Raw genomic sequence first — 24,919 nt, 5'->3', positions numbered from 1 at the left:
ACGGACCTACCTGTCAGGCCTGCCTCTCAGATCCGCCTCTCAGATCTGCCAGGAGCGCAGCCGGTCCGCCGCGCCGTAGACATCCGTCTTGCCGGAGATCAGGTCGCGGGCGAGGTCGACGAGGGCGCCGTAGGGCGGATCGATGCCGACGCCGCTGACGAACATGTAGGCGACGGCCGTGGCGCAGGCGAAGCGGGCGTTGGCCGAGGGCAGTGGCTTGAGCAGGGCGAGGGTGTGCAGGAGGGCGGTGGCCCGCCAGGCCGGGTCGGAGTCGATGCCGAGGCGGGGCGGGTCGACGCGGTGTCGGGCGACAGCCGCCACTAACGCCGAGAAGTCGTTGATGGTGGGCTGGTCCGGCAGGACTTCCTCATGGCGCTGGAGCAGCCAGGGCACGTCGATATGGATGACCGGAGTGACGGGCATGCGTCAGGCGACCCGCCCCTCGCCCTTGGCCGCCCGTTCGTCGTCGGGGAACGCGGCGGCGAACTCGTCGGCGTGCGTGGCGAAGAACCGGCGGAAGGCCTCGGCACCCTCCTGCAGCGCCCGGTGGCGAGCTATGTCGGCCGCGGCCGCCTCACGCACCAGAGCCTTCATCGACGTACCGCGCTCCTTGGCGATCTGCCGCAGGTCCTCTAGCTCGCGGTCGCTGAACTCCACGTTGAGAGCTGGCATGCCAACACGGTACCGCTCGGGTACTTACCCGTAAATACCCCCAGGTCAAGAGCTACGCCCGACGGTACCGAGCGGGCCTCAGCTCCATGTCCGAATCCCGCCGGTCCCAGCCACGTTTCCGGAGCAGACTCATTCCCATGACCACCATCTACACACTCACCGACAGCCCCGTGGGCGAGCTGCTCCTGACCGGCGAGAAGTCGCCCGACGGCACCACCCTCACCTCCCTGACCATGCCGGACCACCCGGCCATCGGTGCCGACTGGGAACGCGACGACCAGGCCTTCGCCGAGGCCACCCGCCAACTGTCCGCGTACTTCGCCGGACACCTCACCCACTTCCAACTCCCCCTCGCCGCCGAGGGAACGGAGTTCCAGCAGCGGGTCTGGCAGGCCCTCGACGACGTCCCGTACGGCACCACGACGACGTACGGCGCCCTCGCCGAGCGCCTGGGCGTTCCACGCGCCGAAGTCCGCGCACTGGGCGCGGCCCTGGGCGCGAACCCGCTCCTGCTGGTGCGCCCGTGCCATCGGGTGATCGGCGTGGACGGCTCGATGCGGGGTTATGCCGGCGGGGTCCAACGCAAGGTCCAACTACTCACCCACGAGGGCGCGTTGCAGCCGATGCTCGGCTGACGGACCACAGGGATACGAAGGAAGTCGTCATGGATGGCACCAACTGGTCAGCTCTGGCAGAGGAGTTGGACCTGTACGGCAGCGCGCCGACCGCTCGACTGCTGACACCCGCCGAGTGCCGCGACCTGGCCGCGCTGTACAAGAAGCCGGAACTGTTCCGCACCACCGTCGACATGGCCCGCCACCGCTTCGGCTCCGGCGAGTACCGCTACTTCACCCACGCCCTGCCCGCACCGGTCGCCGCCCTGCGCGCCGCGCTCTACCCACGCCTGCTCCCCATCGCCCGGGACTGGGCGGCCCGCCTGAACCGCCCGTCCCCCTGGCCGGACGACCTGGACGAGTGGCTGGCCCGCTGCCATGCCTCCGGCCAGGACCGTTCGGCCCAGATCCTGCTCCGCTACGGCGAGGGCGACTGGAACGCCCTCCACCGCGATGTCTTCGGCGAGTCGGTCTTCCCGCTCCAGGTCGTGATCGGCCTCGACGAGTACGGCACCGACTACACGGGCGGCGAGTTCCTGATGGTCGAGCAACGGGCCCGCGCCCAGTCCCGGGCCACCGCGACCCCGCTCCAACAGGGCCACGGCCTGGTCTTCACGACGCGGGACCGCCCGGTACGGACGAAGCGCGGCTGGTCGGCCGGGGCGATGCGACACGGGGTGAGCACCGTACGCTCCGGCAGGCGTCACGCGTTGGGGTTGGTGTTCCACGATGCGACGTGAGGGCGACTGATGAACTCCGTTGCAGGACAGCGCCCCTGAAAGCGGACCGGCGAAGCCGGGTCCGCTTTCAGGGGCGCGGGGAACTGCGCGCCAAGCCCCCACCGGCCCGCAGCAGACTAGGTACCCCAAAGCCCCCAGCCACCGCTAGTCATCGCGCGGCTTCCTCCAACTCCGGCTCGGACATGGGCAAGGCATGCGGATTGCCGGACGGCCCACGGTGTCGTCGTACGGCAAGACAAGCGACCGCACCGGCCAACAGGACAGCGACGGCGACATACACGGCGGGCCCCATCGCATGGACGAACCCGTGCCCGAACACCTCACCACCAAGCACCCGCATCCGCTCGGCAACCCCACGCGGAACCCCACCCGGCGCACCCCCCTGCTGCCCGGCACCGACATCGGACTCCGCCTTCGAGAACGCGGCGACGAACGACTCCCGGTAGGCAACGGGGAGTTGACCGGCCCGAGCCCGTGCCTGCTCGGTCAGGGAAGAGGCGAGTTGTGCCTGAAGCACGGCTCCGATCACCGCACCGGCAAGCACCGAACCGACCTGCCGGAGCGCGTTGGTGACGCCGGACGCGGCACCCGCGAGCCGGGGCGGGACGTTCCGCATCACCTCCGTGGCCATCGGGGCGAAGGTGCAGCCGACCCCCAACCCCGTGAGGAACAACGGGAACGCGATCGTCAACCACCCCGTACCGACGTCCGCGACACCGACGACCCACACCAGTCCGCCCGCCCAGGCCAGCAACCCACCCATCAGGATGAACTTGCCGCCGACCCTGTCCGCGAGCGCCCCCGCGGGCCCGGCCATGACGAACGAGCCGAGCGCCACCGGCAACAGCACGAGCCCCGCCTTCTGCGCACTGAAGCCGAGCACGGACTGCAGATAGATCGTCAGCGTCAGGAACATCCCGACCACGCCGAACGACACGGTGACGCCGACGAAGTTGATGAGGCTGAAGTCGCGGTCCTTGAACAGCGAGAAGGGGACCAGGGGTTCGCCGTTCTGCTGTCCGCGCTCGTGCAACAGGAACGCGGCGAAGAGGACGACGGCCGCGCCGAACAGGCTCCAGATCCAGGCGTTCCAGTCGTACCGCTGCCCCTCGGTCAGCCCAAACGCCAGGCAGAACAGGGCAGTTGAGGCGAGGGTGACGCCCAGGGTGTCGAAGCGGCGCCGTACCGTGCGCCGGGCGCCCGGGATGATCGCCATGGTGAGGACGAGCACCAGCGCGCCGATCGGCAGGTTCACGAAGAAGATCCAGCGCCAGGACAGATGGGTGATGAGCACCCCGCCGAGGATCGGGCCGAGCGCGCCGGACACCCCCGCCACCGCGCCCCAGATGCCCATCGCGACCCCGCGCCGGTCGGCCGGGAACACCTCGGCGATGATCGACAGGGTCTGCGGCATCAGCAGCGCCGCGCCCAGCCCCTGCACCGCGCGGAACCCGATGAGTTGGGCCGGGTCCTGCGCGAGACCGCAGGCGAGGCTGGCCAGGGTGAAGACGGTGACTCCGGCGGCGAACAGGTTCCGTTTGCCGCGCAGGTCGCCGAGGCGTCCACCGGTGATCAACAGGACGGCCAGCGCCAGCGTGTAGGCGTTGACGATCCACAGGATCTCGTCCAGGGACGCGCCGAGGTCCTCGCCGAGCTGCGGGATCGCGATGTTCACGATCGTCAGGTCGAGAAGGGTCATGAAGAACCCGAGCGAGAGCGTGATGAGGATCGCCCAGGGGTTGCCGTGCCACTTCTTGAACACGATGCCGACTCCTTACATCCGAACATCCGGCTAAGCGTCCGACCGCACGCCGGACTCGGGTTCAAGAGGGCCGACCGGCCGACGGGTGTGACACCGCGCGAATCTCCCGAGACCTACGTCACATTCAGGCCGTCGGCTGTCACATTCCGACCCCCGCCACCCCTCGCAGTAGTGAGCACGCCACTGGGGAGGCGCATACATGTCCGAGATCTCCGGGATCGCTGTCACCGACGAGGCGACCACCGTCTTCATGGACCATCGGGAGCTGCTGTTCGGCCTCGTCTACAACATGCTGGGCAGCGTCGCCGACACCGACGACGTCCTCCAGGAGAGCTGGCTCTCCTGGACGTCGCGCGCCCGGCGCTCCCCGCTCGACACGATCACCAACCAGCGCGCCTATCTCGTCCGCATCGCCGTCAACCACGCGCTCCAGCGCCGCGCCACGATCACCCGCCGCCGCGAGACGTACGTAGGCCCGTGGCTGCCGGAGCCGTTGGTCGACCAGCCCTCCGACGACGATCCTGTGGACCCCGCCCTGCGCGCCGAGTCGGTCTCGATGGCGATGCTGGTCGTCCTGGAATCACTCACCCCGCTGGAGCGCGCGGTCTTCGTCCTCAACGAGGTCTTCGGGTACGCCCACACCGAGATCGCGGACATCATCGACCGCACGCCGGCGGCCGTACGGCAGCTCGCGCACCGGGCGCGGGCCCATGTGCACGCGCGGCGGCCGCTGTACGAGGCGCATCCCCGGGTGCGGCGGGAGGCGACCGAGCGGTTCGTGCGGGCCGCGATCGGTGGGGACATCGCCTCGCTGATGGAGATCCTCGCGCCGGACGTCACGGTGTGGACCGACAGCGGGGGCAACCGGAAGCCGGCGGGACTGCGCCCGGTGCACGGGCGGGACAAGGCGGTCCGCCTCATCAACTCGTTCGCGGCCCGGCGCCGCGGCCCCCAGGACCTGGAGCTGCGCTACCGGCGCGTCAACGGCGACGACGCGGCCGTGCTGTTCGAGGGCGACTCGCCGTACGCGGTGATGGTCATGGACCTCACGCCCGAGGGCGACCAGGTGTCCGGGGTCTACATCGTGACCAACCCCGAGAAGCTCACGCACGTGCACAAGGACGACGAGGAGGACGACCAGTGACCGGCACCCCGGACCCCTCGCGGGGCGAACGCGTCGCCGACTGGTTCGACGGCCGCCTCGGCATCCACACCCTCGGCAAGCAGTATCTGCGGAAGGTGTTCCCGGACCACTGGTCGTTCCTGCTCGGCGAGATCTGCCTCTACAGCTTCGTGGTGCTGATCCTCACGGGCGTCTACCTCACCCTGTTCTTCCACCCGTCGATGAACGAGGTGACGTACCACGGCAGTTACGTCCCCCTGAACGGCATCCGCATGTCCGACGCCTACGCCTCGACGCTGCACCTCAGCTTCGACGTGCGGGGCGGGCTGCTGGTCCGGCAGTTGCACCACTGGGCGGCGCTGGTGTTCATCGCCGCGATGCTGACGCACATGATGCGGCACTTCTTCACGGGTTCGTTCCGCAAGCCGCGCGAGCTCAACTGGCTCTTCGGCTGGACCTTGTTGTTCCTCGGCCTGTTCGAGGGACTCTTCGGCTACTCGCTCCCGGACGACCTGCTGTCGGGCACGGGCATGCGCTTCGTGGACGGCGCGCTGCTGTCGGTCCCGATCGTCGGGACGTACCTCTCGATGTTCCTGTTCGGCGGCGAGTACCCCGGACACGACATCGTGTCCCGCTTCTACTCACTCCACGTCCTGCTGATCCCCGGCATCATGGCGGCACTTGTGGTCGTCCACCTCCTGCTGGTCGTCTACCACAAGCACACCCAGTTCGCGGGCCCCGGCCGCACCGAACGCAACGTCGTGGGCACCCCGTTCATGCCGGTCTACCTCGCGAAGGCGGGCGGCTTCTTCTTCCTGGTCTTCGGCGCCCTCACCCTCCTCGCGGCGGTGGCCTCGATCAACCCGGTCTGGTCCTACGGCCCTTACCGCGCCGACCAGGTCTCGACGGGGGCCCAGCCGGACTGGTACCTGGGCTTCGCGGAGGGGCTGGTGCGGGTCATGCCGGGCTGGGAAGTCACGTTGTGGGGCCACACGTTGGTGCTGGGCGTACTCATCCCCATCGTCGTCTTCCCCCTCCTCCTGGTCTTCATCGGCGTGTACCCGTTCCTGGAGTCCTGGCGGACCGGCGACAAACGCGAACACCACCTGCTGGACCGCCCCCGCAACCGCCCCACCCGCACCGGCATCGGCGTGGCCTGGATCAGCCTCTACCTGGTCCTCCTGGCCGGTGGCGGCAACGACATCGTGGCGACCCGTCTCCACCTGTCGATCAACACGGTGACATGGGCGGTGCGGGTGGCGGTGTTCGTCGTACCGGCACTCGCCTTCGTCGTGACCCGCCGCATCTGCCTGGGCCTCCAACTCCGGGACGCGGAGCTGGTGTTGCACGGCCGCGAGACGGGCGTGATCAAGCGCCTGCCGCACGGCGAGTACGTGGAGCTGCACCGGCCGCTCAGCCGGGCCGAACTCCACACACTCACCGCGCACAAGCAACCGAGGGAACTCGTGGAGCGCGAGCCCTAGCGCCCATTACCAGGCCTCCCGCGGATCCCGGTGTGGGCGGGGCCGGTTGGTGGAAGCGCCGAGTACGCGGGAGGGGTATCTCCACCAGCTTTCCGTCATGGAGCATCCACAGTCCGAAGCACTCGTCGTCCTCGTCACGGATCAGCACCTGGCCGCTCTCCGGCCAGGCCCACGGGAGCGACTCCAGGGCCACGCCAGGTGCGCTCCGGATCGTCCCGGGTCAGCGGTTCCATCACTTCGCGCGCGAGCGGGGCCAGCACGACGACCTGGGCGAATCTGCTCATCCGGAGATCATCCCTGATCCGCCGCGAACGAGGCCATCCACGCCAACGCCGCGTTCCAGTTCACCGCCGTCTCGTTGGTCGACCACGACTGGATGTCGTCGATGTAGCAGAACTGCCCTACGCAGCCAGTGAGTTTGCTCTGCGCATAGGGGTCCTGGATGGATGAGTTCGCGCCACCGGCCAGGGTCCCCCGCGGCGGGTTCGGGAGGTTCGGGTCGAGTTCGTGGGCGTACCAACGGCTGTGCTCGTTATGGGAGTTGGCCTCGCCGTAGCCGGTGACGTACGACATGTTGAGGGCGTTGCGGCCGAGGATGTAGTCCATGCTCTGGAGTGCGCCGTCACGGTATTTCGCGGCACCGGTGAGATCGTACGCGGTGGCGATGACGTGCGCGTTGTTGAGGATCTGGCTGTTGGAGCCCCAGTCGTAGAGGTTGCCGGGCGGCGCGTACGGCATGCCGTACGGCTGGGTTCGCAGTGTGGTCAGGTAGGTGTTCGCGCCCTCGATCACGGAGCGGCGCACCTTGTCCCGGCCGGGCAGACGGCTGGGGACCGTCGCGAGGTCGAGTCGGCCCAGTGCCGCCGTGCGCGCCCAGTCGAAGCCGAGGCTGCCGAAGATGTCGGCCGTGTTGAGAGGGGAGTTGACGATGTAGTCCGCGAACTGCCGTTCTCCCGTGGTGAGATACAACTCCGCCGCCGCCCAGTAGAACTCGTCGGTCGCGTTGTCGTCGGGGTACGCGCCACCGCCGATGCCGTCGTTCGGGTCCGGGTACACCGAGGGGTGCGCGACCGCCGCCGCCCACGCCTTCCTCGCCGCGGCCAGGGACTTCGCCGCGAACTCCCGGTCGTAGGGCCGGTACAGACGTGCCGCCTGCGCCGCCGCAGCCGCCAGGTTGAGCGTCGCCTGGGTGGTCGGCGCGTGCAGTTCACGTTTCTGGGGGTCCTGGCTCGGGAGCAGCGGGAGCCCCGTCCACTGTTCGTCGTGGACCTTGTCGTGCGCCATTCCGGCCAGCGGCCGGCCGTCCGGTACCTGCATCCTGAGCAGGAACTCCAGTTCCCAGCGGGCCTCGTCGAGCACGTCCGGCACCTTGTTGCCGCTCTCCGGGATGGCGAGTGTCCCGTCACGCAGCTTCGCCGGCTGACCGGTGCGGGCCAGGCGTGAGCGCTCGTAGGTGCTGAGCAACTCCCAGGTGGAGATACCGCCGTTGACGACGTACTTGCCGTGGTCCCCCGCGTCGTACCAGCCGCCGGTCACGTCAAGTGTGTAGTCGCACAGCCCGGGTTGGCAGGGCACGTCGGCATCGCCCTGGTTGGGGGCGACGTTCAGGTGACCGGCCGGGCGGGCGTAGCCGGGGCGCAGGTCGTCGCGTATCCCGATGCCGCTGCGCTGCGTGTAGTAGTACTTCAGCGAATCGAGGCGCAACTGTTCGTACGCGGCCGTCCCGATGTCGAACGGGCGGCTCGTCTCCCCGTCCGCCACCAGCGTGAAGCCCTCGCCGCGCCCCCGATACGAGCCGAAGTCGATCGACTGGACGTTCTGCCCGGAGGCCGTATCGGTGCCGCGCGGCACGGTCCGCCCGTGTGCGACCACCGCACCCGCCGCGTTCCTCAACTCCCAGGGCAGCACGGACGTGGACGCGGTCACCAGCGTCGCGTTCTTCGGCCCACCGGGCAGATAGGCGACCTGGTTCACCCGCACCCGCGGCCCGGTGTCCGGCTCGTACACCTCCGGCGGCACCCCGCCCAACAGCGACACGTCGTCCATGCAGAAGTGCCAGGCGTCCGTGCCGCCGCCGAGTTGGAAGGCGACCTGCCCCTGCGTGGTGTCGACGGGTGAAGTGAACGTGTACGCATAGGAGTTGCCCGACCCGCTCAGCTCGGGACTGACCTCGTAGTAGGTGTCGTACGGCGCCACCGACAGCCCGACGATCGCCCGCGCCACCTGCCCCTCGGGCGAACCGGACGCCGTGAAGGCGAACTTGTACGACTCGCCCTTCACCAGCGTGATGTCGTTCTGGCCGACGGCCGCGTCCCAGCGGTTCGTCGTGCCGCCCGGCACGTCCGCGCAGAGCTGTCCGTCGGACAGGCCGCCGGTGACGTTGCTCGTCGTCCACCAGGGTTCGGTGGTGGCGTCGAAGGTGCCGTTCCTGACCTGCTCGACCTCGTCGGCCCCGGCCGGGCCGGCCGGCAGGGTGGTGAGCGCCGCCGCGAGGAGGGCGGTGGCGGCGAGCAGGGTCGTGCTGCGTCGTTTCACGTCTGAGCCCCTCACGGACGCGGGAGCGCTCCCATTTCTGTGGACGCAGGCCATGCTGTTCGAGACATGACATCCCGTCAACGGTCCGGACAGGCCAGATTCCCGTCCGGACCGTGATCGGGTTCCCTACCCGGCCGGTGACTCCAACTTGCTGATCCGGAAGGCCCCTTGAGCCGTCCCGGGGTGAGCACTCCTCAGCGTCAGCCGCACCCGCGATCCGCGCACGGCGCCGAAGGTGACGACGGTCGGGGCGTCCGAAGCGGTTGCCCAGTCGACGGCCGTCCCCTCGACCGGCGCCCACGCGCGACCGTCCCACACCGCCACCGTCACCGCCGCGGGCAGGCTGTGCGTCGCGTCCACGGTGAACGACACCTCCACCCGGTCGAAGGACCGCCCCCTCCCCCAGTCCACGGACACCCAGTCCTCCGCACGCGCACCACTGAACGCCGGCAGCAGGGCCGTGGCCGACTTCGCGAAGGCGTTGGACCAGCCGGTCGCCGGGTCACCGTCGAGCATGACTGCGGGGAGCGTGTCGGGTCGGCCCGAGTAACTCGCGTCGGCGTAGGGGTAGTTGAGCGGCGCGGGATAGTCGGCCTCGAAACGCGGCGCCGAAGTCGTGGCCGCGTCCCGGCCCGGTGTCGTCCGTACCGTCACCGTGCCGCTCCGCAGCCCGTCCACCCGCGCCGTCACCTTCAGTGAGCCCGCCTTCGTACCGGATCGCACGATCGCAAGTGCCTTGCCGTGGAAGGCGGTTCGGGTGCTCGCCTGGTAGCGCTCGGCGCTCTCCTCACGGCCGTTGTCGAGCCCGGCCAGGGATCCGCCCTTCACCTCGAAGGCGATCAGATCCTCCGCGTCGGGCAGGACGACACCGTGGGCGTCGACGACCTCGGCCGTCACGAAGACCAGTGAACGCCCGTCGGCGGCAAGGGACTTGCGGTCGGCCGTGAGGCGCACGGCGTGCGCGGGACCCGCCGTCCGCAGCACGTCCGAGGCGACCGCCTTGCCTCCGCTGCTCGCCACCACCTTCAACTCGCCCGGCTCGTACGGGACTTTCCAGGTCAGGTGGAGTTTGCCCGCGCTGCCGTTCGGGCTGGTGTAACTGCCCGGGTAGGGGCCGGTGGTGAAGGTCTTGTCGTCGCCGGTGGCCTCGGTGGTCTCCAGGTAGGTGCGGCCGTCGGTGGTCTTCTTGGTGTCGAACTCCCTTGTCCCCAGGGACTTTCCGTTGAGGAACAGCTCGACGGTGTCGACGTTGGCGTAGGCCCAGACCTCGACCGTGTCGCCCGGCTGGTGGTTCCAGCTCATCGGCACCAGATGGACCATGGGCTCGTCCACCCACTGGCTGCGGAAGAGGTGGTACATGTCCTTCGGGAAGCCGGCTGTGTCGACCGCGCCGAAGAAGGACGCCTTGACCGGGAAGACGTCGTACGGCGTCGGTTCCCCGATGTAGTCGATGCCGGACCACAGGAACTGGCCCGCGAACCACTTGCGGTCCCGGTCTTTCTTGTGGCCGTACTCGCCGCTCATCGTCCAGGAGGCGAGGTTGTTGTCGTACGAGGACGTGTCGCGTCTGCCCGGGGTGTAGTTCTCGCCCGTGTTCAGGTGCTCCGGCTCCTGGTAGGCGCCGCGTGTCGAGGTCTCCGAGGAGGACTCGGACTCGAAGAGGAACAGGTTCGGATAGGCCGCGTGCAGAGCGTCGACCGACTTGGCGGTGTTGTAGTTGAGGCCGAGTCCGTCGAGCTTGGCGAGCATGAGGTCGGCCGCGGAGCCCTTGGCGGGCACCCCGTGGTACTTGTTCGAGCCGATGACCACCGGCCGGGTGTCGTCCGCCGCCTTGATCGCGCCGATGATGCGGTCGGCCATCGCCAGTCCGGCGGTGGCGGTGGAGTCCGGGATCTCGTTGCCGATGGACCACAGCACCACGGCGGGCGAGTTGCGCGCGGCGAGGACCATCTCGGTGGCGTCCCGCTCGCACCAGTCGTCGAAGAACCGGTGGTAGTCGTAGGTCGTCTTGCCGGTGTGCCAGCAGTCGAAGGCCTCGACCATCATCACGATGCCCAACTCCTCGCAGGCCTGGATGATTTGGGGCGATGGCGGGTTGTGGGAGGTGCGGAAGGCGTTGACGCCCATCGACTTCATGATGCTCAACTGCCTGCGTACGGCGTCGAGGCTGATCGCGGAGCCGAGGGCGCCCTGGTCGTGGTGGAGGTCGACGCCCTTGATCTTGGTGTGGACGCCGTTGAGCGAGAAGCCCTCGTCCGGGTCGAAGCGGTAGGTGCGGATGCCGAAGGGGGTGCGGTACGTGTCGACCGTCCGGCCCGCCACCCGCAGTTCGGTCTCCAGGGTGTAGCGGTGGTCCGGGGTCTCGATGTCCCACAACTTGGGCTTGGGGACCGTGAGTTCATGGGTCTCGGTGCCGCGGTCGGCGACCGTGGCCGTGGAGGCGGCGCGGGCCACCGTCCGGCCGTCGGGGTCGACGACCCGCGACCGGACCTCGACCTCGCTCGCGGTGCCCGACTCGTTCACCACGGTCGTCCGCACCCGAACGACGGCCCGCTCGGCGGTGACGTCCGGGGTCGTGACGTACGTGCCCCGGCGTTCGACGTGCACCGGTTCGGTGATGACGAGACGGGCCTCGCGGTAGATGCCGCTGCCCGAGTACCAGCGGCTGCTGGGGAGTTGGTTGCGCACCTGCACCGCGACGACGTTCTCCGTGGTGCCGTCGGTGTGCGCCAAGTCGGTGAGGTCGAAGGCGAACCCCGTGTATCCGTAGGGGTGTTGGCCGACCTGCGTGCCGTTGCAGTGGACGTACGAGTCCATGTAGACGCCGTCGAACTCGACCGAGATCCGCCGGCCCGCGAAGGCCGGCGGCAGGGTGAAGGCGATCCGGTACCAGCCGAGGCCGCCGGGGAAGAACCCGGTGCCGCTGGTCGTGCCGTAGGCCGTGGTGGGGGTCTGTTCGATGCTCCAGTCGTGCGGGACCGCGACCTGGCGCCAGGCCGAGTCGTCGTAGTCCGGTGCGGCGGCGTCGGCGTAGGCGCCGGTCGGGTCGGTGATCCCGCCCGGGTTGACCAGCGCGAAGCGCCAGCCGTCCCTCAGGGGGACCGTGCGGCGGCCGGACGCGCCCGCTGTGGCTGCGGCGGCGCGTGCGTCGGGGGCGGACAGGAGTGATGCGGCCGTCGGCGCGGCCGTGGAAGCGATCAAAACCGATCTGCGAGTGACCGTCATGGCGGCTCTCCCTCATCAGGGCCCAGAAGTACTCACAACTGATCGTGAACGAACAGATTCTGACGGGGTGCCACACCGGGCCGTCAAGGGTGCGGGGGCGGACAGTCGGCCCGTGGGCCACTTCGACCGGTTTTCCCCCTTGCCCACAGCGGCCCCCGGCCCTGGGGGTTCTCGTCCGCGCGAGAGCGTGACGCACTAGGCTGGAACGCAAGTGGCGTGTCTGTTCACTGTGAGTGCGCGCAATGGAGTGGCGACGATGAGACCGGTCTACCCGTTCGACGATGCCGCGACGGCGCGGGTTGTCATCGACGACGCGGGCACTCTGGTGGAGTGGAACGACGGGGCCCGGCGGCTCCTCGGCCACACCGCGGACGAGGTCGTGGGCCGCCCGGCCGTGCGGCTGCTGGCCGGCGGCGCCGAGGCGCTGCCCGGGATCACGGGTGCCCGCTGGGACGGCACGGTCGCGTTGCGCCATCGCGACGGACGCGCCGCGCAGGTGTGGCTGCTGGCCCACCACCGGCGGCCCCGGGACGGCGGGCCGGGCGACTGGCTCGTCGTGACGCCGTTGGAGGGGGGCGGTCCGCCCGCCGCCGAGGACCCTCTCGCGACCGCCGCGCTGACCCAGTCGCCGTGTGCCATCGCGGTCTACGACGAGCGGCTGCGGCTGAGCCGGGTGAACGACGCGATGGCCGACGTGATCGGGCTGCCGGAGGAGCGCATCCAGGGGCTGCGGATCACCGAGATCGGCGGGAAGACGCAGAGCGCGGAGCTGGAGCAGTACATGCTGCGCGTGCTCACCTCCGGCACCGCCGAGGACTTCCAGATCTACATGCGCACCGGCGGCGAGGACGCCGCGCACGCGTGGCTGGCCCGGATGGCGCCGATCACCGATGCCGAGGGGCGGGTGCGGGGCGTGTGTCTGGCCGCGCACGACTTCACCGAGAACTACCTGTCGCGGGAGCGCTTGCAACTCGTCAACGAGGCGAGCGTCCGCATCGGCACCACCCTCGACGTCACCCGTACGGCTCAAGAGCTCGCGGACGTCTGTGTGCCGGCGCTCGCCGACTTCGTCAGCATCGACCTGCTGGACCCGCAGGAGCACGGCGGCGAGCCCCCGGCGGCGATCACCGCGCCGATTCGACTGCGCCGGGCCGCCCACCAGTCGGTGCAGCAGGGCAGCCCCGAGGCCGTCGCCAAACCGGGCCAGCTGAACCTGTACCCGGAGCAGTCCCCGCAGGCCGACGCGCTGGTCGCGGGCCGCACGCTCGTCGCCTCGGGCCGGGCCCTCGAACTGTGGCTCTCCTGGGACCGGACCCGCACCAGGCGCGTCCAGGAGTACGGCATCCACTCCTCGATGGCCGTGCCGATCCAGGCCCGCGGCGTCACCCTCGGCGTGGCGGTCCTCACCCGGTACCGGCGCCACGACCCGTTCGCCGACGACGACGTCCTGCTGGCCGAGGAGGTCACGGCCCGCGCCGCCGTCTGCATCGACAACGCCCGCCGCTTCTCCCGCGAACGCGAGACCGCGCTCGCTCTCCAGCGCAGCCTGCTCCCCCGCAAACTCCCGCGCACGGCCGCCCTGGAAGCGGCCTCGCGCTATCTGCCGGCGGCGCGCGCCGGGGTCGGCGGCGACTGGTTCGACGTGATCCCGCTGTCCGGGATGCGGGTCGCCATGGTCGTCGGGGACGTCGTCGGCCACGGCATCCAGGCCTCCGCCACCATGGGCCGACTGCGCACGGCCGTCCGCACCCTCGCCGACATCGACCTGGCCCCGGACGAGCTGCTGACCCACCTCGACGACCTCGTCGTACGGCTGTCCGCGGAGGCCGGCGGCGAGGGCAGCCCGGGCGAGGTCGGCGCGACCTGCCTGTACGCGGTGTACGACCCGGTGTCCCGCCGCTGCACGCTGGCCCGCGCCGGGCACCCGCCGCCGGTCATGATCCGGCCGGGCGGCCCGCCCGAGCCCGTCGACCTGCCCGCGGGACCGCCGCTCGGCCTGGGCGGGCTGCCCTTCGAGTCGGCCGAGTTCGAGCTGCCCGAGGGCACCGTGCTCGCGCTGTACACGGACGGGCTGGTCGAGAACCGGGAGCGGGACCTCGACGACAGTCAGCGGCTGCTGTTCGACGCCCTGTACGCCCCCTCGGACTCCCTGGACGAGACCTGCGACCGGATCCTGCACGCCGTGCTCCCGCCGGGCGGTGCCGCCGACGACGTGGCGCTGCTGCTGGCCCGCACCCAGGGACTGCCCGCCGAGCAGGTCACGACCTGGGACATCCCGGCCGACCCGTCACTCGTCGCCCCGATCCGCAAGCAGGTCGTCGAGCAGCTCGACCTGTGGAACCTGAGCGAGGCCGGGTTCACGGCCGAGCTGGTGGTGAGCGAGCTGGTCACCAACGCGATCCGCTACGGCGCGCACCCCATCCGGCTCCGGCTGATCCATGACGCGACCACGCTGATCTGCGAGGTCTCCGACACCAACCACACGGCCCCGCACCTGCGCCGCGCCAAGACCTGGGACGAGGGCGGGCGCGGGCTGCTGCTGGTCGCGCAGCTCACCCAGCGCTGGGGCAGCCGGCACACGGCCGACGGCAAGACGATCTGGGCGGAGCTGTCCCTCTTCGACGAGGTGTGAGCCGTGTCCGGAGCGGCCGGTCGGCTCAGGAGAGGTCGGTCAGCCAGGGCCTGACCTGGCGGCGGGCCTCGTGCAGCCGGGACTTGAGGGTGCCGAGCGGAATGCCGAGGCGCTCGGCGATGTCCGCGTACTCCAGGTTGCAGATGTCCCGGTACACCAGCGGCGCGACGAGGTTCGGCTGCTCCCGCTCCAGGCGCTCCAGCGCCTCCAGGAGGTCGATCTTCGACCCGGCGATCACGCTCGTGGTGCGCGGGTCGACGTGCTGTGACGTGTCGATCTCGGCGGGCTGCTCGGCGGCCCGCCGCTTCAGCTCGCGGTACTTCTGCCGGGAGCCGTTGGCGACGACCGTGTAGAGCCAGGTGCTGAAGAGGCTGCGGCCCTCGAACGTGCCGATCTTCCGGGCGACTTGCATCAGTACGTCCTGTGCCGCTTCCTCGGCGTCCTCGCGGCACGGCAGGAAGCGCCCGCACCGCCTCAGGACCTCGGGTCCGATCGACCGCAGGAGCTCGTCCAGGGCACCCGTGTCACCGGCCGCGGCCCGCCGCGCCAGTTCCTCGGTCCGTACCGTGTCCCGCACTGGATCCACTCCTCCGCCTCGGTCTACGAGCAGGCATGATAGTCGCATGCACTTCGTCGAACAGATCGGCCGCTACAGACTCGAACGCCGCCTGGGCACCGGCGCGTTCGGCACGGTCTGGCTCGCGCACGACGACGTGCTCGAAGCCCCGGTGGCCGTGAAGGTCCTCGCCGACAACTGGGCGCACCGCCTCGACATCGTCGACCGCTTCCTCTCCGAGGCCCGGCTGCTGCGCCGGGCCGACTCCAACCGGGTCGTGCAGGTCTACGACATCGGTGAGCTGCCCGACGGACGGCCGTACTTCGTCATGGAGTACGCCGACGCCGGCACCCTCGCCGATCTGCTCACCGCGGGTCCGCTGCCCGTCTCGGAGGCGCTGCGGCTGACCGCGCTGGCCGCCCGGGGCGCCGCCGCGCTGCACAAGGCGGGGATCGTCCACCGGGACATCAAGCCGACCAACGTGCTGCTGCGCACCGCCCCGGACGGCAGCTACCGCGTCCTGCTCGCCGACCTGGGCCTGGCCAAGAGCCTGGCGCAGGGGTCGGGCCTCACCCTGGCCGCCGGTTCGGCGGGCTATCAGCCGCCGGAGCAGGCACAGCCCGGGTACGGCATCGACGAGCGCGCCGACGTGTACAGCCTGGGAGCGGTCGGCTACGAGCTGCTCACCGGCACGGTCCCGGGGGCGCCCGGACAGGTCGTACGGCCGGACCGGCTGCGGCCGGACGTGTCGCCCGACGTCCAGCGGGCCGTGCTCCGCGCGCTGGAACCGGACCGCGAGCGGCGCTGGCCGACGGCGCGGGAGTTCGCGGAGGAACTGGAGCGGCTGGCCGCCGAGGCCGCCCCCACGCGCAGGCAGCGCAGGCCGCACAGCCGGCACCGGGGCGTCGCGCTGATGGCCGGCCTGTTCGTCGTGGTGGCGGCCGGCACGGGCGCCGTGGTGTTGAACCTGCCCTCGTCGTCCGGGAGTTCATCGGTACTGCGGGTCAAGGACAGCACCGGCCGGATCGTGGCCGAGGTGCCCGACGCGTGGGGCCGCCAGCTGCGTGACTCGGGCTGGAATCCGCAGGCGCTCGGGCTGCAGTCAGGGAACGAGCCGGGGCTGGCCGTCGCCGACGACCTGTCGAAATGGCCGGACCTGTCGGCGAACGTGAACGGCGTGTTCATCGGCCTGAGCGAGCACGGCAGCGTGACGACCGAGGTGGACGGCATCGCCCACTCCGGCTGTCACTACGACGGCAGCCACGCCTACTCCAGCGCCACCTGGCGCGGCACGATCCGCACCTGGAGCGACTGCTCGGGCAGCACGGGCACCCTCTCGGAGACCGCGCTCCGCATGGTCGGCGGCGCCGCCCAGCCCCAGGTCTACGTGCAGATCCGGCAGCACAGCGGCGACGCGACCGCGCGCATACTGCGCTCGCTCCGGGTCACCTGATTACTGTCGGGACCCAAGTCCAGGAAAAGATCCCGGCGGACTCGCGAACTTTTCGGCGCCCATCCGTATCGGACCAGTGTGACCGCGCATGAGGCGCGGTCGGCACGCCGAAGTGCGTGCGGTGAACCACCAGGAGTGTTGAAGATGGCGAACACGTCCCAGTCCCTGCGCCGGACGGCCCTGCTCGTGAGCGCGATCGCCGTCCTGGGTCTGACGACGACGGCCTGCGACAACGGCAGCGGCACGGTGAGCAGCCCGCAGACCCAGTCGGGTACGGCCGCGCCCGCGGGCGGCGACCCCTCGGCCGACGGGTCCCGCACGCCGGCCTCCTCGTCGGGCGGTACCGACACGGCCACCGGCTCGGACTCGGCCTCGTCGGGTTCCGCCACGTCGACCTCCACGTCCTCGGGCTCCGGCGGCACGAGCACCAACACCGGCACCGCGAGCAGCACCCGGTGCCACACCTCCGAGCTGAAGGCGAAGGTGGGCGCCAACGACCCGGGCGCCGGGCAGGAGAACTTCCCGATCGTCCTCACCAACTCGTCCGGCCGCACCTGCACGGTCCGCGGCTATCCCGGCGCCGCGTTCCTGAACGCGTCCGGCACGCAGCTGGGCGACGACCCGCAGCGCGAGTCGGGCACCACCGTCACCACGGTCACGCTGAAGCCGGGGCAGAGCGCCTGGGCGGGCCTGACCTTCTCCAACCCGGAGGTCAGCGGCGCCAAGACGGCGACCGCGAGCTGGCTCGCGGTGACCCCGCCCGACGAGCAGGACGCGCTGCACGTGAAGTGGACGGCCGGCGCGGTGCCCGTGTCGGGCAATGCGTCCTCGGTACGTCTGACGGTGTTCAGCGCGGGTACCGGTTCCTGATCACGGGTTGCGCGCCGCGGCCTGGTTACATGGGGCGGGCACCACGTCCCGCGTCCCGGAGGACCGTCCCCTGAACACCCCGCTCGCCGAAACCCTGTCCGTCGTTCTGCTCGTCGCCGTCCTCGTGTGGGCCGTCGTCCGTCCCTTCGGGTGGCCGGAGGCGGTGATGGCGGTCCCCGCCGCCGGGATCGCCGTGGCCACCGGGGCGATCTCGCTCGACCACGCGCGGGCCGAGGCCGAGCAGCTCGGGCCGGTGGTCGGGTTCCTCGCCGCGGTCCTCGTGCTGGCCCACTTCTGCGATGTGGAGGGCCTGTTCCGGGCCTGCGGTGCCTGGATGGCGGAGTGGGCGAAGGGCAGTCCGAGCCGGCTGCTGACGGCGGTGTTCGCGCTGGCCTCGGTGATCACGGCCGTGCTGAGTCTGGACGCGACCATCGTGCTGCTGACGCCGGTCGTGTTCGCGACGGCGTCCCGGATGGGGGTGCGTCCCAAGCCGCACGTCTACGCGTGCACGCACCTCTCGAACACCGCCTCGCTGCTGCTGCCGGTCTCCAACCTGACGAACCTCCTCGCGTTCGCGGCGAGCGGCCTGAGCTTCACCCGCTTCGCCGGGCTGATGGTGCTGCCCTGGCTGGTCTCGATCGGCGCCGAGTACCTGGTGTTCCGGCGCTTCTTCGCCCGCGACCTCGCGGCGGCGGCGCCCTCGCCGGTGTCCGGCGACAAGCCCGAGCTGCCGGTGTTCGCGCTGGCGACCGTCGCCTGCACCCTCGCCGGGTTCGTGCTGACCTCGGCGATCGGCATCGATCCGGCGTGGGCCGCGCTGGCGGGCGCGCTCGTCCTCGCCGGCCGGGCGCTGCTACGGCGGCAGGCGACCCCGCTCACGGTCGTGCGGGCCGCCGCGCCGTCCTTCCTGGCGTTCGTGCTGGCGCTCGGGATCGTGGTGCGGGCCGTGGTGGACAACGGGCTCTCCGACGCGCTCGGGCACCTCCTGCCCGGCGGGACCGGCATCGCGGCCCTGCTCGGGATCGCCGCCCTGGCCGCCGTACTGGCGAATCTCATCAACAACCTGCCGGCGGTACTGGTCCTGCTGCCGCTGACCGCGCAGTCCGGGCCCGGGGCCGTCCTCGCCGTGCTGCTCGGGGTGAACATCGGGCCGAACCTGACCTACGCCGGGTCGCTCGCGACGCTGCTGTGGCGGCGGATCGTGCATCAGCACGAACACGGCGTGGATCTCAAGGAGTTCACGAAGCTGGGGCTGCTCGCCGTGCCGTCCGCGCTCGTCCCGGCGGTGCTGGCACTGTGGGTGTCGCTCCAGGTTCTCTGACACCGAGGGAGGCCGAATGCGTGTGATCGCCTGGCTGGTCGAGGGCACATGGCCCGCCTGCGTGGACGCCGTACGGACGCATGCGCCGGAGGCGGACGAGGTGGTGCTGCTGCATGTGAGCGGGCCGGACGTGCCCGAGGTCGCGCACGGCGCATTTGCCGGGCTGCTCGGCCGGGGTGGGCCGAAGCGTGATCCCGGGACCCGGCTGGAGGATCTCGGCAGTACGTCCGCGGCGGAGCTGCTGGACGCGGCGGCCGAGCGGCTCGGGCGGCCGTGCACCCGGACGGAACGGGCCGGGCGCGTGGAGCGCGAGGTGGTGGCCGCCGCCGGGGACGCCGATCTGCTGGTGCTGGCCCGCGACGGCGACCGGGCCCGGCTCGGCCCGCACAGTCTCGGGCCCGCCGTCCGGTTCGCCGTCGATCACGCGCCCTGTCCGGTGCTGCTGGTGTGGCCGGAGGCGGCGCCGGGTATCGCGACCCTGCCGCCGCCACCGCCGCATCCGCCGCACTGAGGCTCAGCGGCCGTGCCCACCGCCGCCGTATCCGCCCCCGTATCCGCCGCCTCCGCCCCAGCCGCCCTGGCCGCCGCCCGCGCAGTAGGACGGGTAGTAGTCGCAGTAGTCCATGGTCGGGGCCGAGGTCGTCGGCGTGGACTGCGGGGTCGACGCGCTCGGCGTCGGGGTGGGCGTGGCCGTCGGCGTCTTCGAGGGCGTCGGGGCGGCCTTCTTCGTCGTGGGGGTCGGCGAGCCGGTGCTGTCGGTGTCCCAGTTGACGACCTGCATCTGCGGGTCGGCCTTCGAGGTGTCGAAGACCCAGCGCTGCGCCGAGCCGTCCGCCCGGTTCTTCAGGACGAGCGCGCCGCCGCCGTCGGTGGAGGCGGGGGTCAGGGCCAGGTCCTGGTTCCAGCGCGGTACGAGGATGCCCTGGAGCGTGAAGTCGTAGCGGATGTTCTTCGCGGTCGCCGACGACGTGCTCGTGCAGGGGGCGAGCTGTACCTCGAAGGCGAGGTGCGAGTCGAGGCAGAGGCCGGGGTCGGCGGTGCTGCGCAGCTGGCCGTCGGTCTCGTACGACCACTGCTGGCCGGCCGCCGAGGAGCAGGTCTGCAGTTCGGCCTCGTTGCCCTTGAGGGGCTTGTTGCCGGCGACGCCGATGCACAGGCCGGACTCGACGTTGTGCAGCCGGCCGCTGAGCGTGCCCTGGGTGGTGTCGTTCTTGCTGGCCCAGGAGGGGTCGGCGGATTCCTTGCCCGCGCCGGAGGCGCCGGCGGCCTGGTTCTCCGTGGTGCTCTTGTCGCCGCCGGAGCCGCCGATCGACCACAGGACGAGCGGGAGGACGACCAGTCCGCTCACGGTCAGCACGGCCACGGCGAGGTTGCGGCGACGGACGCGCCGGGCCGCCTTGTGGGCCGATCTCAGTTCGCCGCGCCGCGGGCCGGGGTGCACCGCGAGTTCGGTCGAGGCGGCCGACACCTCGGCGGGCAGCGCGCGGCTGCCGGCCCTGACCTCCAGGTAGGCCCGCGCGCCCCAGCCGAGCACGGCTTCGGCCAGTGCGATGCCGAGCCCGGCGTTGAACTGGTTCAACTGGTCGGCGGTGTACCGGCAGTGCTTGCAGACGCTGAGGTGCATGGCGAGATCCGGGTCGACCTCCGCGCCGCCGCGCCGGAAGGTGACGTCCAGCAGCCGGATGTAGCGCATGCACTCGTCGTCCTGGGCGAGTTCGCGGTGGACCTGGAGGCACTCCTCGCGCAACCGGCCGCGGGAACGCCCGAGTTCGACGTCGGCGCCCTCTTCGTCCAGGCCCAGCAGTCCGGCGGGTATCGCATAGGGCTCGGACTCGACCTCGATGTGCCAGAGCAGGGTGCGGGCCGCCTGGGGCAGCCGCTGGAACGCCCGGGAGAGCAGGCGCCGTTCGGGCACGGGCAGCATCCGGGCCGCGCCCCGGTCGCCGTCGCCGCTCGCCCAGCGCAGGTCGGGGTGGAGCATTTCCTGCCGGTGGTCGGCGACCCATTCCGCGGCGATACGGCGGACGGTGACCAGCACCTGAGGGCGCCAGGCCGCGGTCGGTCCCGACTGCCGCAGGGATTCCCCGAAGAGCCGGGTGAAAGCGGCCGTGGTGAGCATTCCGGCGTGGTGCGGTCCGTCGGTGCACAGCCGCGCATAGGAGAAGGCCGCTTCCCAGTGCCGGTCCAGCAGTTCGCCGACGGGTTGCAGCGCGGGCGTCGTCCCCGTCCACTTCTTCAGCTCGGCGCTGAGCTGCTCGTCGGTCACTTCGAAGTGGTGAGCGGAAGTCGGGGAATTCGAGGGACCTGGGTCCGTCACGGCTGCATTCCTCCAGGTGAAACGCGGAACTCGGCACATACCGGCGGGTATGCGACTCCGTCGACAGGTCGACAAAGTCCACCCGTCCGATTGATGGCATCCCGAACGTCCGCCTGGGGCAGCTCTTTTGAAGCAAGGGGGGTGACGTACGGGAGCGGCCTCGAACGCGCGGAGGGGAATCATCAATGTGCCCGCGCGTCGACAGGCACACCTTTGCACAGGTCAGCGAGACGGAACAAGGTCTCCCTCCGTTTTGTGCATTGCGGTCCGGCCCGTGCCATTTGACGATTCGTCAAAGGGGTCCGTTATGGGATTGCCACCGTATCCACACGGGAAATCCCGAAACCATTGACCGGAGGCGGCCCGGCGCACCTCGCGCGTCGCGCGCGAGGACGGCCCTTCTTCCGGTTTTCCCAGGTCATGTTCCGGCCGCCCGGCCCATTGCCCGACGAGTCACTGGCGTCACGGGAGTTGCCGACTTCCACGCCGTCGCCGATGAGAGAGTTCACGACCAACCAATAGGCACACGCGCGGTCTCCTGACACTGTGGTGTGACATAACACTGAGGAGGTCTGTATGACGGTCACGGACATCGGCGCGTTCGAGGAGGACGGGTTCACGATCGCGCGCGGGTTGTTCGCGTACGACGAAATCGACCGGCTCTGTGCGGAGTTCACGGCACTGCACGCGGCCGGCCCGGTACCCGGACACTTCAAACCGCGCGCCTCCGACGATCCCCTCCGGACCCACCCGAGGGTGATCCACCCGCACGAGATCAACGGACTCGCCCTGCGTTTCCTCCTGGACCCGCGACTGCGGACCGTCCTGGAGACCCTGCTCGGCGAGGACGTGCTGGCCGCACAGAGCATGTTCTACTTCAAGCCGCCGGGAGCGCGCGGCCAGGCGCTGCACCAGGACAACTTCTATCTGCGGGCCGAGCCGGGCACCTGTGTGGCCGCGTGGATCGCCTGCGACGAGATCGACCGGGACAACGGCGGCCTGGAGGTCGTGCCCGGCACCCATCGCATGGACCTGTTCTGCCCGGAGGAGGCGGACGCCGGGGTGTCCTTCGCGCGCGAGTTCGTGCCACCGCCGCCGGGGCTAGCGGCCGTACCGGTCGACATGGCGCCCGGGGACGTCCTCTTCTTCAACGGCAGCCTGGTGCACGGCTCCCAGCCCAATCGCAGCGCGAACCGCTTCCGCCGCTCGTTCATCGGGCACTACGTGGGCCGCTCGGCCGACCGTATCGGGAGTTTCTACCGCACGATCTCGATGAGCGGCGAGCGGGTGCCGCTGGCGGAGAGCGCCGGGGCGGGCCCGTGCGGCACGGAGTTCGCACCGCACGGCCCGCACTGACGGATCGTCAAGAGAGCCTGGGAAAAGCCCAGTTGAGCTGATTCGAGAGACTTGGAGCAGGCCCTGTCGGGATGCGTCAGGAATGGCCGCTGATCGCGTGCGGGGTGTAGGGCTGCTCCAGCTCCTCCAACTCCTTGTCGCTCAGCTCCAGTTCGACGGCCGCCACGGCGTCCTCGATGTGCTGCGGCTTGGCCGCTCCGACGATCGGCGCGGCCACCGTGCTCTGGTGCAGCAGCCAGGCCAGGGCCACTTGGGCGCGCGGGACGCCCCGGTCGCCGGCGATACGGGTGACCGCCTCGACGATGGCGCGGTCGCCGTCCTGGTAGAGGCGGTTGCCGAAGTTGTCGGTGCTGCTGCGCTCGGTGGTGGTGCCCCAGTCCCGGGTGAGCCGGCCGCGCGCCAGCGGGCTCCAGGGCAGCACGCCCACGCCCTGGTCCGCGCAGAGCGGCAGCATCTCGCGCTCCTCCTCGCGGTAGAGGAGGTTGTAGTGGTTCTGCATGGAGACGAACTTGGTCCAGCCGTGCCGCTCGGCGACGTGCTGGTGCTTGGCGAACTGCCACGCGTACATCGAACTCGCCCCGATGTAGCGGACCTTGCCCGCCTTCACCAGGTCGTGCAGCGCCTCCATCGTCTCCTCGACGGGGGTGTGCGGGTCGGCGCGGTGGATCTGGTAGAGGTCGACGTAGTCGGTGCCGAGACGTTCCAGGCTGTGATCGATCTCGGACATGATCGCCTTGCGGGAGAGTCCCGCGCCGTTGGGTCCGGGGCGGGTCCGGCCGTGCACCTTGGTGGCGAGGACCACCTCGTCACGGCGGGCGAAGTCGCGCAGCGCCCGGCCGGTGATCTCCTCGCTGGTGCCGTCGGAGTAGACGTTCGCCGTGTCGAGGAAGTTGATCCCGGCCTCCAGCGCCTGCCGGATCAGCGGGCGCGACGCCTCCTCGTCGAGGGTCCACTCGTGGGTGCCGCGGTCCGGGAGGCCGTAGGTCATGCAGCCCAGAGAGATCCGCGAGACGTCCAGGCCGGTCGAACCGAGCTTCACGTACTGCATCGTTGCTGCTCCTGCCTTCGAGTTCGGTACCGCTTTGGAGCGTACGACTTCGTGAGTACTCGAAGCCGCGCATCTGCGCGCACCCTTGACGAGTGGCGCGGCCGGGCGCTTTGATCCTGGACGTGCCCGCGCGTGCGGCGCGGTACGCAGAGGTGCGCCCAGCCGGTAGCGGACAGGTTCCAAGCCCGGCCACAGTCGCCAGGACCGCGGCTCCATCCGGTCCGAGGCGGGGTCGTACCCGCGATTGATGGAGCGGACATGCCCGTCAAGGGTGTCTCCCGCGTCGGAGGTCTCGGGACGGCCGCGGTCCTGGGCGGCGCCGTCGCGACCGCGGCGCTACTGACCTCGTGCGGAACCTCGACCACTTCGGCGCCGGAACGACCGTCGCGCGCGGCACCGAAGAGCCCGTCGCGTCCAACGCCTTCGGAGCGCCCGTCCCCCGCGGCGCCGTCGAAGACCGCCACGCCTTCGGCGAGCGCCTCCCGCTCGGCGCCCGGCATGGTCCAACTCCCGCCCCTCCACGCCGACTTCGACTACCAGATCGGCGGCGCCTATCCCCCGCCGGCCGGCGTCCGGATCGTCAGCCGTGACCGTACGGCGTCGCCCGCGCGCGGCCTCTACAACATCTGCTACGTCAACGCGTTCCAGGCCCAGCCGGACGAGCGCGCCTCCTGGCCCGCCGACCTGCTGCTGCGGGACACGGACGGCGAGGTGGTCGTCGACGACGACTGGGGCGAGGCACTGCTCGACATCGGTACTGCGGCCAAGCGGGAGCGGGTGGCGGCGCGGGTGGACCGGTGGATCGACGGCTGCGCGGCCAAGGGCTTCGACGCCGTCGAGCCGGACAACTACGACAGCTACACCCGCTCCGACGACCTCCTGACGGCGAACGACGCGACCGCCTTCATCACCCTGCTCTCCCGGCACGCGCACGCCCGCCGTCTCGCCATCGCCCAGAAGAACACGGTGGAGTTGGCCGGGCTGAGGAAGAGGACGGGACTCGACTTCGCGATCGCGGAGGAGTGCGCCGAGTACGACGAGTGCGGGGAGTACGCCCGGGCCTTCGACGACCGGGTCATCGTCATCGAGTACTCCGACTCCGGTCTGCGCAAGGCCCGTTCGGGCTTCGCCGGGAGGCTCAGCATCGTGCGCCGGGACCTGGACGTGTCGACGCCCGGGAGTGCCGGCTACGTCCGCAAGGTGCGGTGAGG

The 24,919-nt window shown here is 70.6% G+C and carries 20 protein-coding genes; 11 read left to right on the top strand and 9 right to left on the bottom strand.

All coding sequences use genetic code 11. The features are described from left to right. Positions 1 to 39: 39 nt before the first annotated feature. Together OG407_RS44735 and OG407_RS44730 are read right to left on the bottom strand one after the other, a co-directional pair. Complete coding sequence (locus OG407_RS44735) at positions 40 to 423, bottom strand: toxin Doc (RefSeq protein ID WP_266865812.1); 384 nt, start codon at positions 421 to 423, stop codon at positions 40 to 42. Positions 424 to 426: 3 nt separating this feature from the next. Further along, positions 427 to 672 carry a hypothetical protein gene (locus OG407_RS44730; protein ID WP_405866495.1) on the bottom strand — a complete coding sequence of 82 codons (246 nt, stop codon included), beginning with the start codon at positions 670 to 672 and terminating at the stop codon, positions 427 to 429. 137 nt (positions 673 to 809) lie between these two features. On the opposite strand from OG407_RS44730, the gene OG407_RS44725 reads away from it, so the two are divergent. Beyond that, on the top strand, positions 810 to 1,307 hold the full coding sequence (locus OG407_RS44725; RefSeq protein ID WP_405866493.1) for a methylated-DNA--[protein]-cysteine S-methyltransferase: 498 nt from the start codon (positions 810 to 812) through the stop codon (positions 1,305 to 1,307). Positions 1,308 to 1,336: 29 nt separating this feature from the next. Beyond that, entirely contained in the window at positions 1,337 to 2,026 is a 690-nt protein-coding gene (locus OG407_RS44720) for a 2OG-Fe(II) oxygenase (protein WP_405866491.1), read from the top strand. 148 nt (positions 2,027 to 2,174) lie between these two features. Here the strand turns inward: OG407_RS44720 and OG407_RS44715 are convergent, their stop codons facing one another. Further along, positions 2,175 to 3,788 (bottom strand): DHA2 family efflux MFS transporter permease subunit, encoded by a 1,614-nt coding sequence (locus OG407_RS44715; RefSeq protein WP_405866489.1) that lies wholly within the window; start codon positions 3,786 to 3,788, stop codon positions 2,175 to 2,177. A 199-nt stretch (positions 3,789 to 3,987) separates the two neighbouring features. Between OG407_RS44715 and sigJ the strand changes: the two genes are divergently transcribed. Both sigJ and OG407_RS44705 read left to right on the top strand, forming a co-directional pair. Continuing rightward, on the top strand, positions 3,988 to 4,932 hold the full coding sequence (sigJ, locus tag OG407_RS44710; protein WP_405866487.1) for an RNA polymerase sigma factor SigJ: 945 nt from the start codon (positions 3,988 to 3,990) through the stop codon (positions 4,930 to 4,932). Next, positions 4,929 to 6,395 carry a cytochrome bc complex cytochrome b subunit gene (locus OG407_RS44705; RefSeq protein WP_405866485.1) on the top strand — a complete coding sequence of 489 codons (1,467 nt, stop codon included), beginning with the start codon at positions 4,929 to 4,931 and terminating at the stop codon, positions 6,393 to 6,395. Before sigJ ends, OG407_RS44705 begins: the two co-directional genes overlap by 4 nt. Before the next feature lie 134 nt (positions 6,396 to 6,529). Here OG407_RS44705 and OG407_RS44700 read toward each other — a convergent pair whose 3' ends face one another. The 3 genes from OG407_RS44700 to OG407_RS44690 all read right to left on the bottom strand — a co-directional run bounded on the left by OG407_RS44700 (position 6,530) and on the right by OG407_RS44690 (position 12,155). Further along, positions 6,530 to 6,679 (bottom strand): hypothetical protein, encoded by a 150-nt coding sequence (locus OG407_RS44700; protein ID WP_405866483.1) that lies wholly within the window; start codon positions 6,677 to 6,679, stop codon positions 6,530 to 6,532. 7 nt (positions 6,680 to 6,686) lie between these two features. Then, a complete protein-coding gene (locus OG407_RS44695) occupies positions 6,687 to 8,930 on the bottom strand; it encodes a glycoside hydrolase family 9 protein (protein ID WP_405866481.1) in 2,244 nt (747 codons plus the stop codon). 126 nt (positions 8,931 to 9,056) lie between these two features. Further along, positions 9,057 to 12,155 carry a glycoside hydrolase family 2 TIM barrel-domain containing protein gene (locus OG407_RS44690; protein ID WP_405866479.1) on the bottom strand — a complete coding sequence of 1,033 codons (3,099 nt, stop codon included), beginning with the start codon at positions 12,153 to 12,155 and terminating at the stop codon, positions 9,057 to 9,059. A 256-nt stretch (positions 12,156 to 12,411) separates the two neighbouring features. Between OG407_RS44690 and OG407_RS44685 the strand changes: the two genes are divergently transcribed. Further along, entirely contained in the window at positions 12,412 to 14,787 is a 2,376-nt protein-coding gene (locus tag OG407_RS44685) for a SpoIIE family protein phosphatase (protein WP_405866477.1), read from the top strand. A gap of 25 nt (positions 14,788 to 14,812) precedes the next feature. Here OG407_RS44685 and OG407_RS44680 read toward each other — a convergent pair whose 3' ends face one another. Beyond that, positions 14,813 to 15,364 carry an RNA polymerase sigma factor gene (locus tag OG407_RS44680; protein ID WP_328675796.1) on the bottom strand — a complete coding sequence of 184 codons (552 nt, stop codon included), beginning with the start codon at positions 15,362 to 15,364 and terminating at the stop codon, positions 14,813 to 14,815. A gap of 46 nt (positions 15,365 to 15,410) precedes the next feature. Here OG407_RS44680 and OG407_RS44675 point away from each other — a divergent pair, with 46 nt between their 5' ends. From OG407_RS44675 to OG407_RS44660, 4 genes are all read left to right on the top strand, one after another. Further along, positions 15,411 to 16,796: a serine/threonine-protein kinase gene (locus OG407_RS44675; protein ID WP_405866475.1), complete on the top strand. Its 1,386-nt coding sequence runs from the start codon at positions 15,411 to 15,413 to the stop codon at positions 16,794 to 16,796. 144 nt (positions 16,797 to 16,940) lie between these two features. Next, positions 16,941 to 17,666: a DUF4232 domain-containing protein gene (locus OG407_RS44670; RefSeq protein ID WP_405866473.1), complete on the top strand. Its 726-nt coding sequence runs from the start codon at positions 16,941 to 16,943 to the stop codon at positions 17,664 to 17,666. A 7-nt stretch (positions 17,667 to 17,673) separates the two neighbouring features. After that, positions 17,674 to 18,987: an arsenic transporter gene (locus OG407_RS44665; RefSeq protein WP_405866471.1), complete on the top strand. Its 1,314-nt coding sequence runs from the start codon at positions 17,674 to 17,676 to the stop codon at positions 18,985 to 18,987. Between the two features lie 16 nt (positions 18,988 to 19,003). Then, positions 19,004 to 19,498, top strand: a complete 495-nt coding sequence (locus OG407_RS44660) for a universal stress protein (RefSeq protein WP_405866469.1) — start codon at positions 19,004 to 19,006, stop codon at positions 19,496 to 19,498. Between the two features lie 3 nt (positions 19,499 to 19,501). Here the strand turns inward: OG407_RS44660 and OG407_RS44655 are convergent, their stop codons facing one another. Next, a complete protein-coding gene (locus OG407_RS44655; RefSeq protein ID WP_405866467.1) occupies positions 19,502 to 21,304 on the bottom strand; it encodes a ricin-type beta-trefoil lectin domain protein in 1,803 nt (600 codons plus the stop codon). Between the two features lie 576 nt (positions 21,305 to 21,880). Here OG407_RS44655 and OG407_RS44650 point away from each other — a divergent pair. Then, entirely contained in the window at positions 21,881 to 22,660 is a 780-nt protein-coding gene (locus OG407_RS44650) for a phytanoyl-CoA dioxygenase family protein (protein WP_405866465.1), read from the top strand. Between the two features lie 76 nt (positions 22,661 to 22,736). Here OG407_RS44650 and OG407_RS44645 read toward each other — a convergent pair whose 3' ends face one another. Then, positions 22,737 to 23,708 carry an aldo/keto reductase gene (locus OG407_RS44645; RefSeq protein WP_405866463.1) on the bottom strand — a complete coding sequence of 324 codons (972 nt, stop codon included), beginning with the start codon at positions 23,706 to 23,708 and terminating at the stop codon, positions 22,737 to 22,739. Between the two features lie 258 nt (positions 23,709 to 23,966). Between OG407_RS44645 and OG407_RS44640 the strand changes: the two genes are divergently transcribed. Further along, a complete protein-coding gene (locus OG407_RS44640; protein WP_405866461.1) occupies positions 23,967 to 24,917 on the top strand; it encodes an endo alpha-1,4 polygalactosaminidase in 951 nt (316 codons plus the stop codon). Positions 24,918 to 24,919: the final 2 nt, after the last annotated feature.

Origin of the sequence: Streptomyces sp. NBC_01515 (genome assembly GCF_045040345.1) — a bacterium.
GTDB lineage: Bacteria > Actinomycetota > Actinomycetes > Streptomycetales > Streptomycetaceae > Streptomyces.
Note: the sequence above shows the minus strand (reverse complement) of the source record. Positions and strands in the feature narration are given on the sequence as shown.

Coding starts and splice junctions, on each gene's coding strand:
- OG407_RS44670 (WP_405866473.1), top strand. CDS start 16,941: ATGGCGAACACGTCCCAGTCCCTGCGCCGGACGGCCCTGCTCGTGAGC.
- OG407_RS44685 (WP_405866477.1), top strand. CDS start 12,412: ATGAGACCGGTCTACCCGTTCGACGATGCCGCGACGGCGCGGGTTGTC.
- sigJ (WP_405866487.1), top strand. CDS start 3,988: ATGTCCGAGATCTCCGGGATCGCTGTCACCGACGAGGCGACCACCGTC.
- OG407_RS44725 (WP_405866493.1), top strand. CDS start 810: ATGACCACCATCTACACACTCACCGACAGCCCCGTGGGCGAGCTGCTC.
- OG407_RS44650 (WP_405866465.1), top strand. CDS start 21,881: ATGACGGTCACGGACATCGGCGCGTTCGAGGAGGACGGGTTCACGATC.
- OG407_RS44675 (WP_405866475.1), top strand. CDS start 15,411: ATGCACTTCGTCGAACAGATCGGCCGCTACAGACTCGAACGCCGCCTG.
- OG407_RS44660 (WP_405866469.1), top strand. CDS start 19,004: ATGCGTGTGATCGCCTGGCTGGTCGAGGGCACATGGCCCGCCTGCGTG.
- OG407_RS44720 (WP_405866491.1), top strand. CDS start 1,337: ATGGATGGCACCAACTGGTCAGCTCTGGCAGAGGAGTTGGACCTGTAC.
- OG407_RS44690 (WP_405866479.1), bottom strand. CDS start 12,155: ATGACGGTCACTCGCAGATCGGTTTTGATCGCTTCCACGGCCGCGCCG.
- OG407_RS44735 (WP_266865812.1), bottom strand. CDS start 423: ATGCCCGTCACTCCGGTCATCCATATCGACGTGCCCTGGCTGCTCCAG.
- OG407_RS44730 (WP_405866495.1), bottom strand. CDS start 672: ATGCCAGCTCTCAACGTGGAGTTCAGCGACCGCGAGCTAGAGGACCTG.
- OG407_RS44645 (WP_405866463.1), bottom strand. CDS start 23,708: ATGCAGTACGTGAAGCTCGGTTCGACCGGCCTGGACGTCTCGCGGATC.
- OG407_RS44700 (WP_405866483.1), bottom strand. CDS start 6,679: ATGAGCAGATTCGCCCAGGTCGTCGTGCTGGCCCCGCTCGCGCGCGAA.
- OG407_RS44640 (WP_405866461.1), top strand. CDS start 23,967: ATGCCCGTCAAGGGTGTCTCCCGCGTCGGAGGTCTCGGGACGGCCGCG.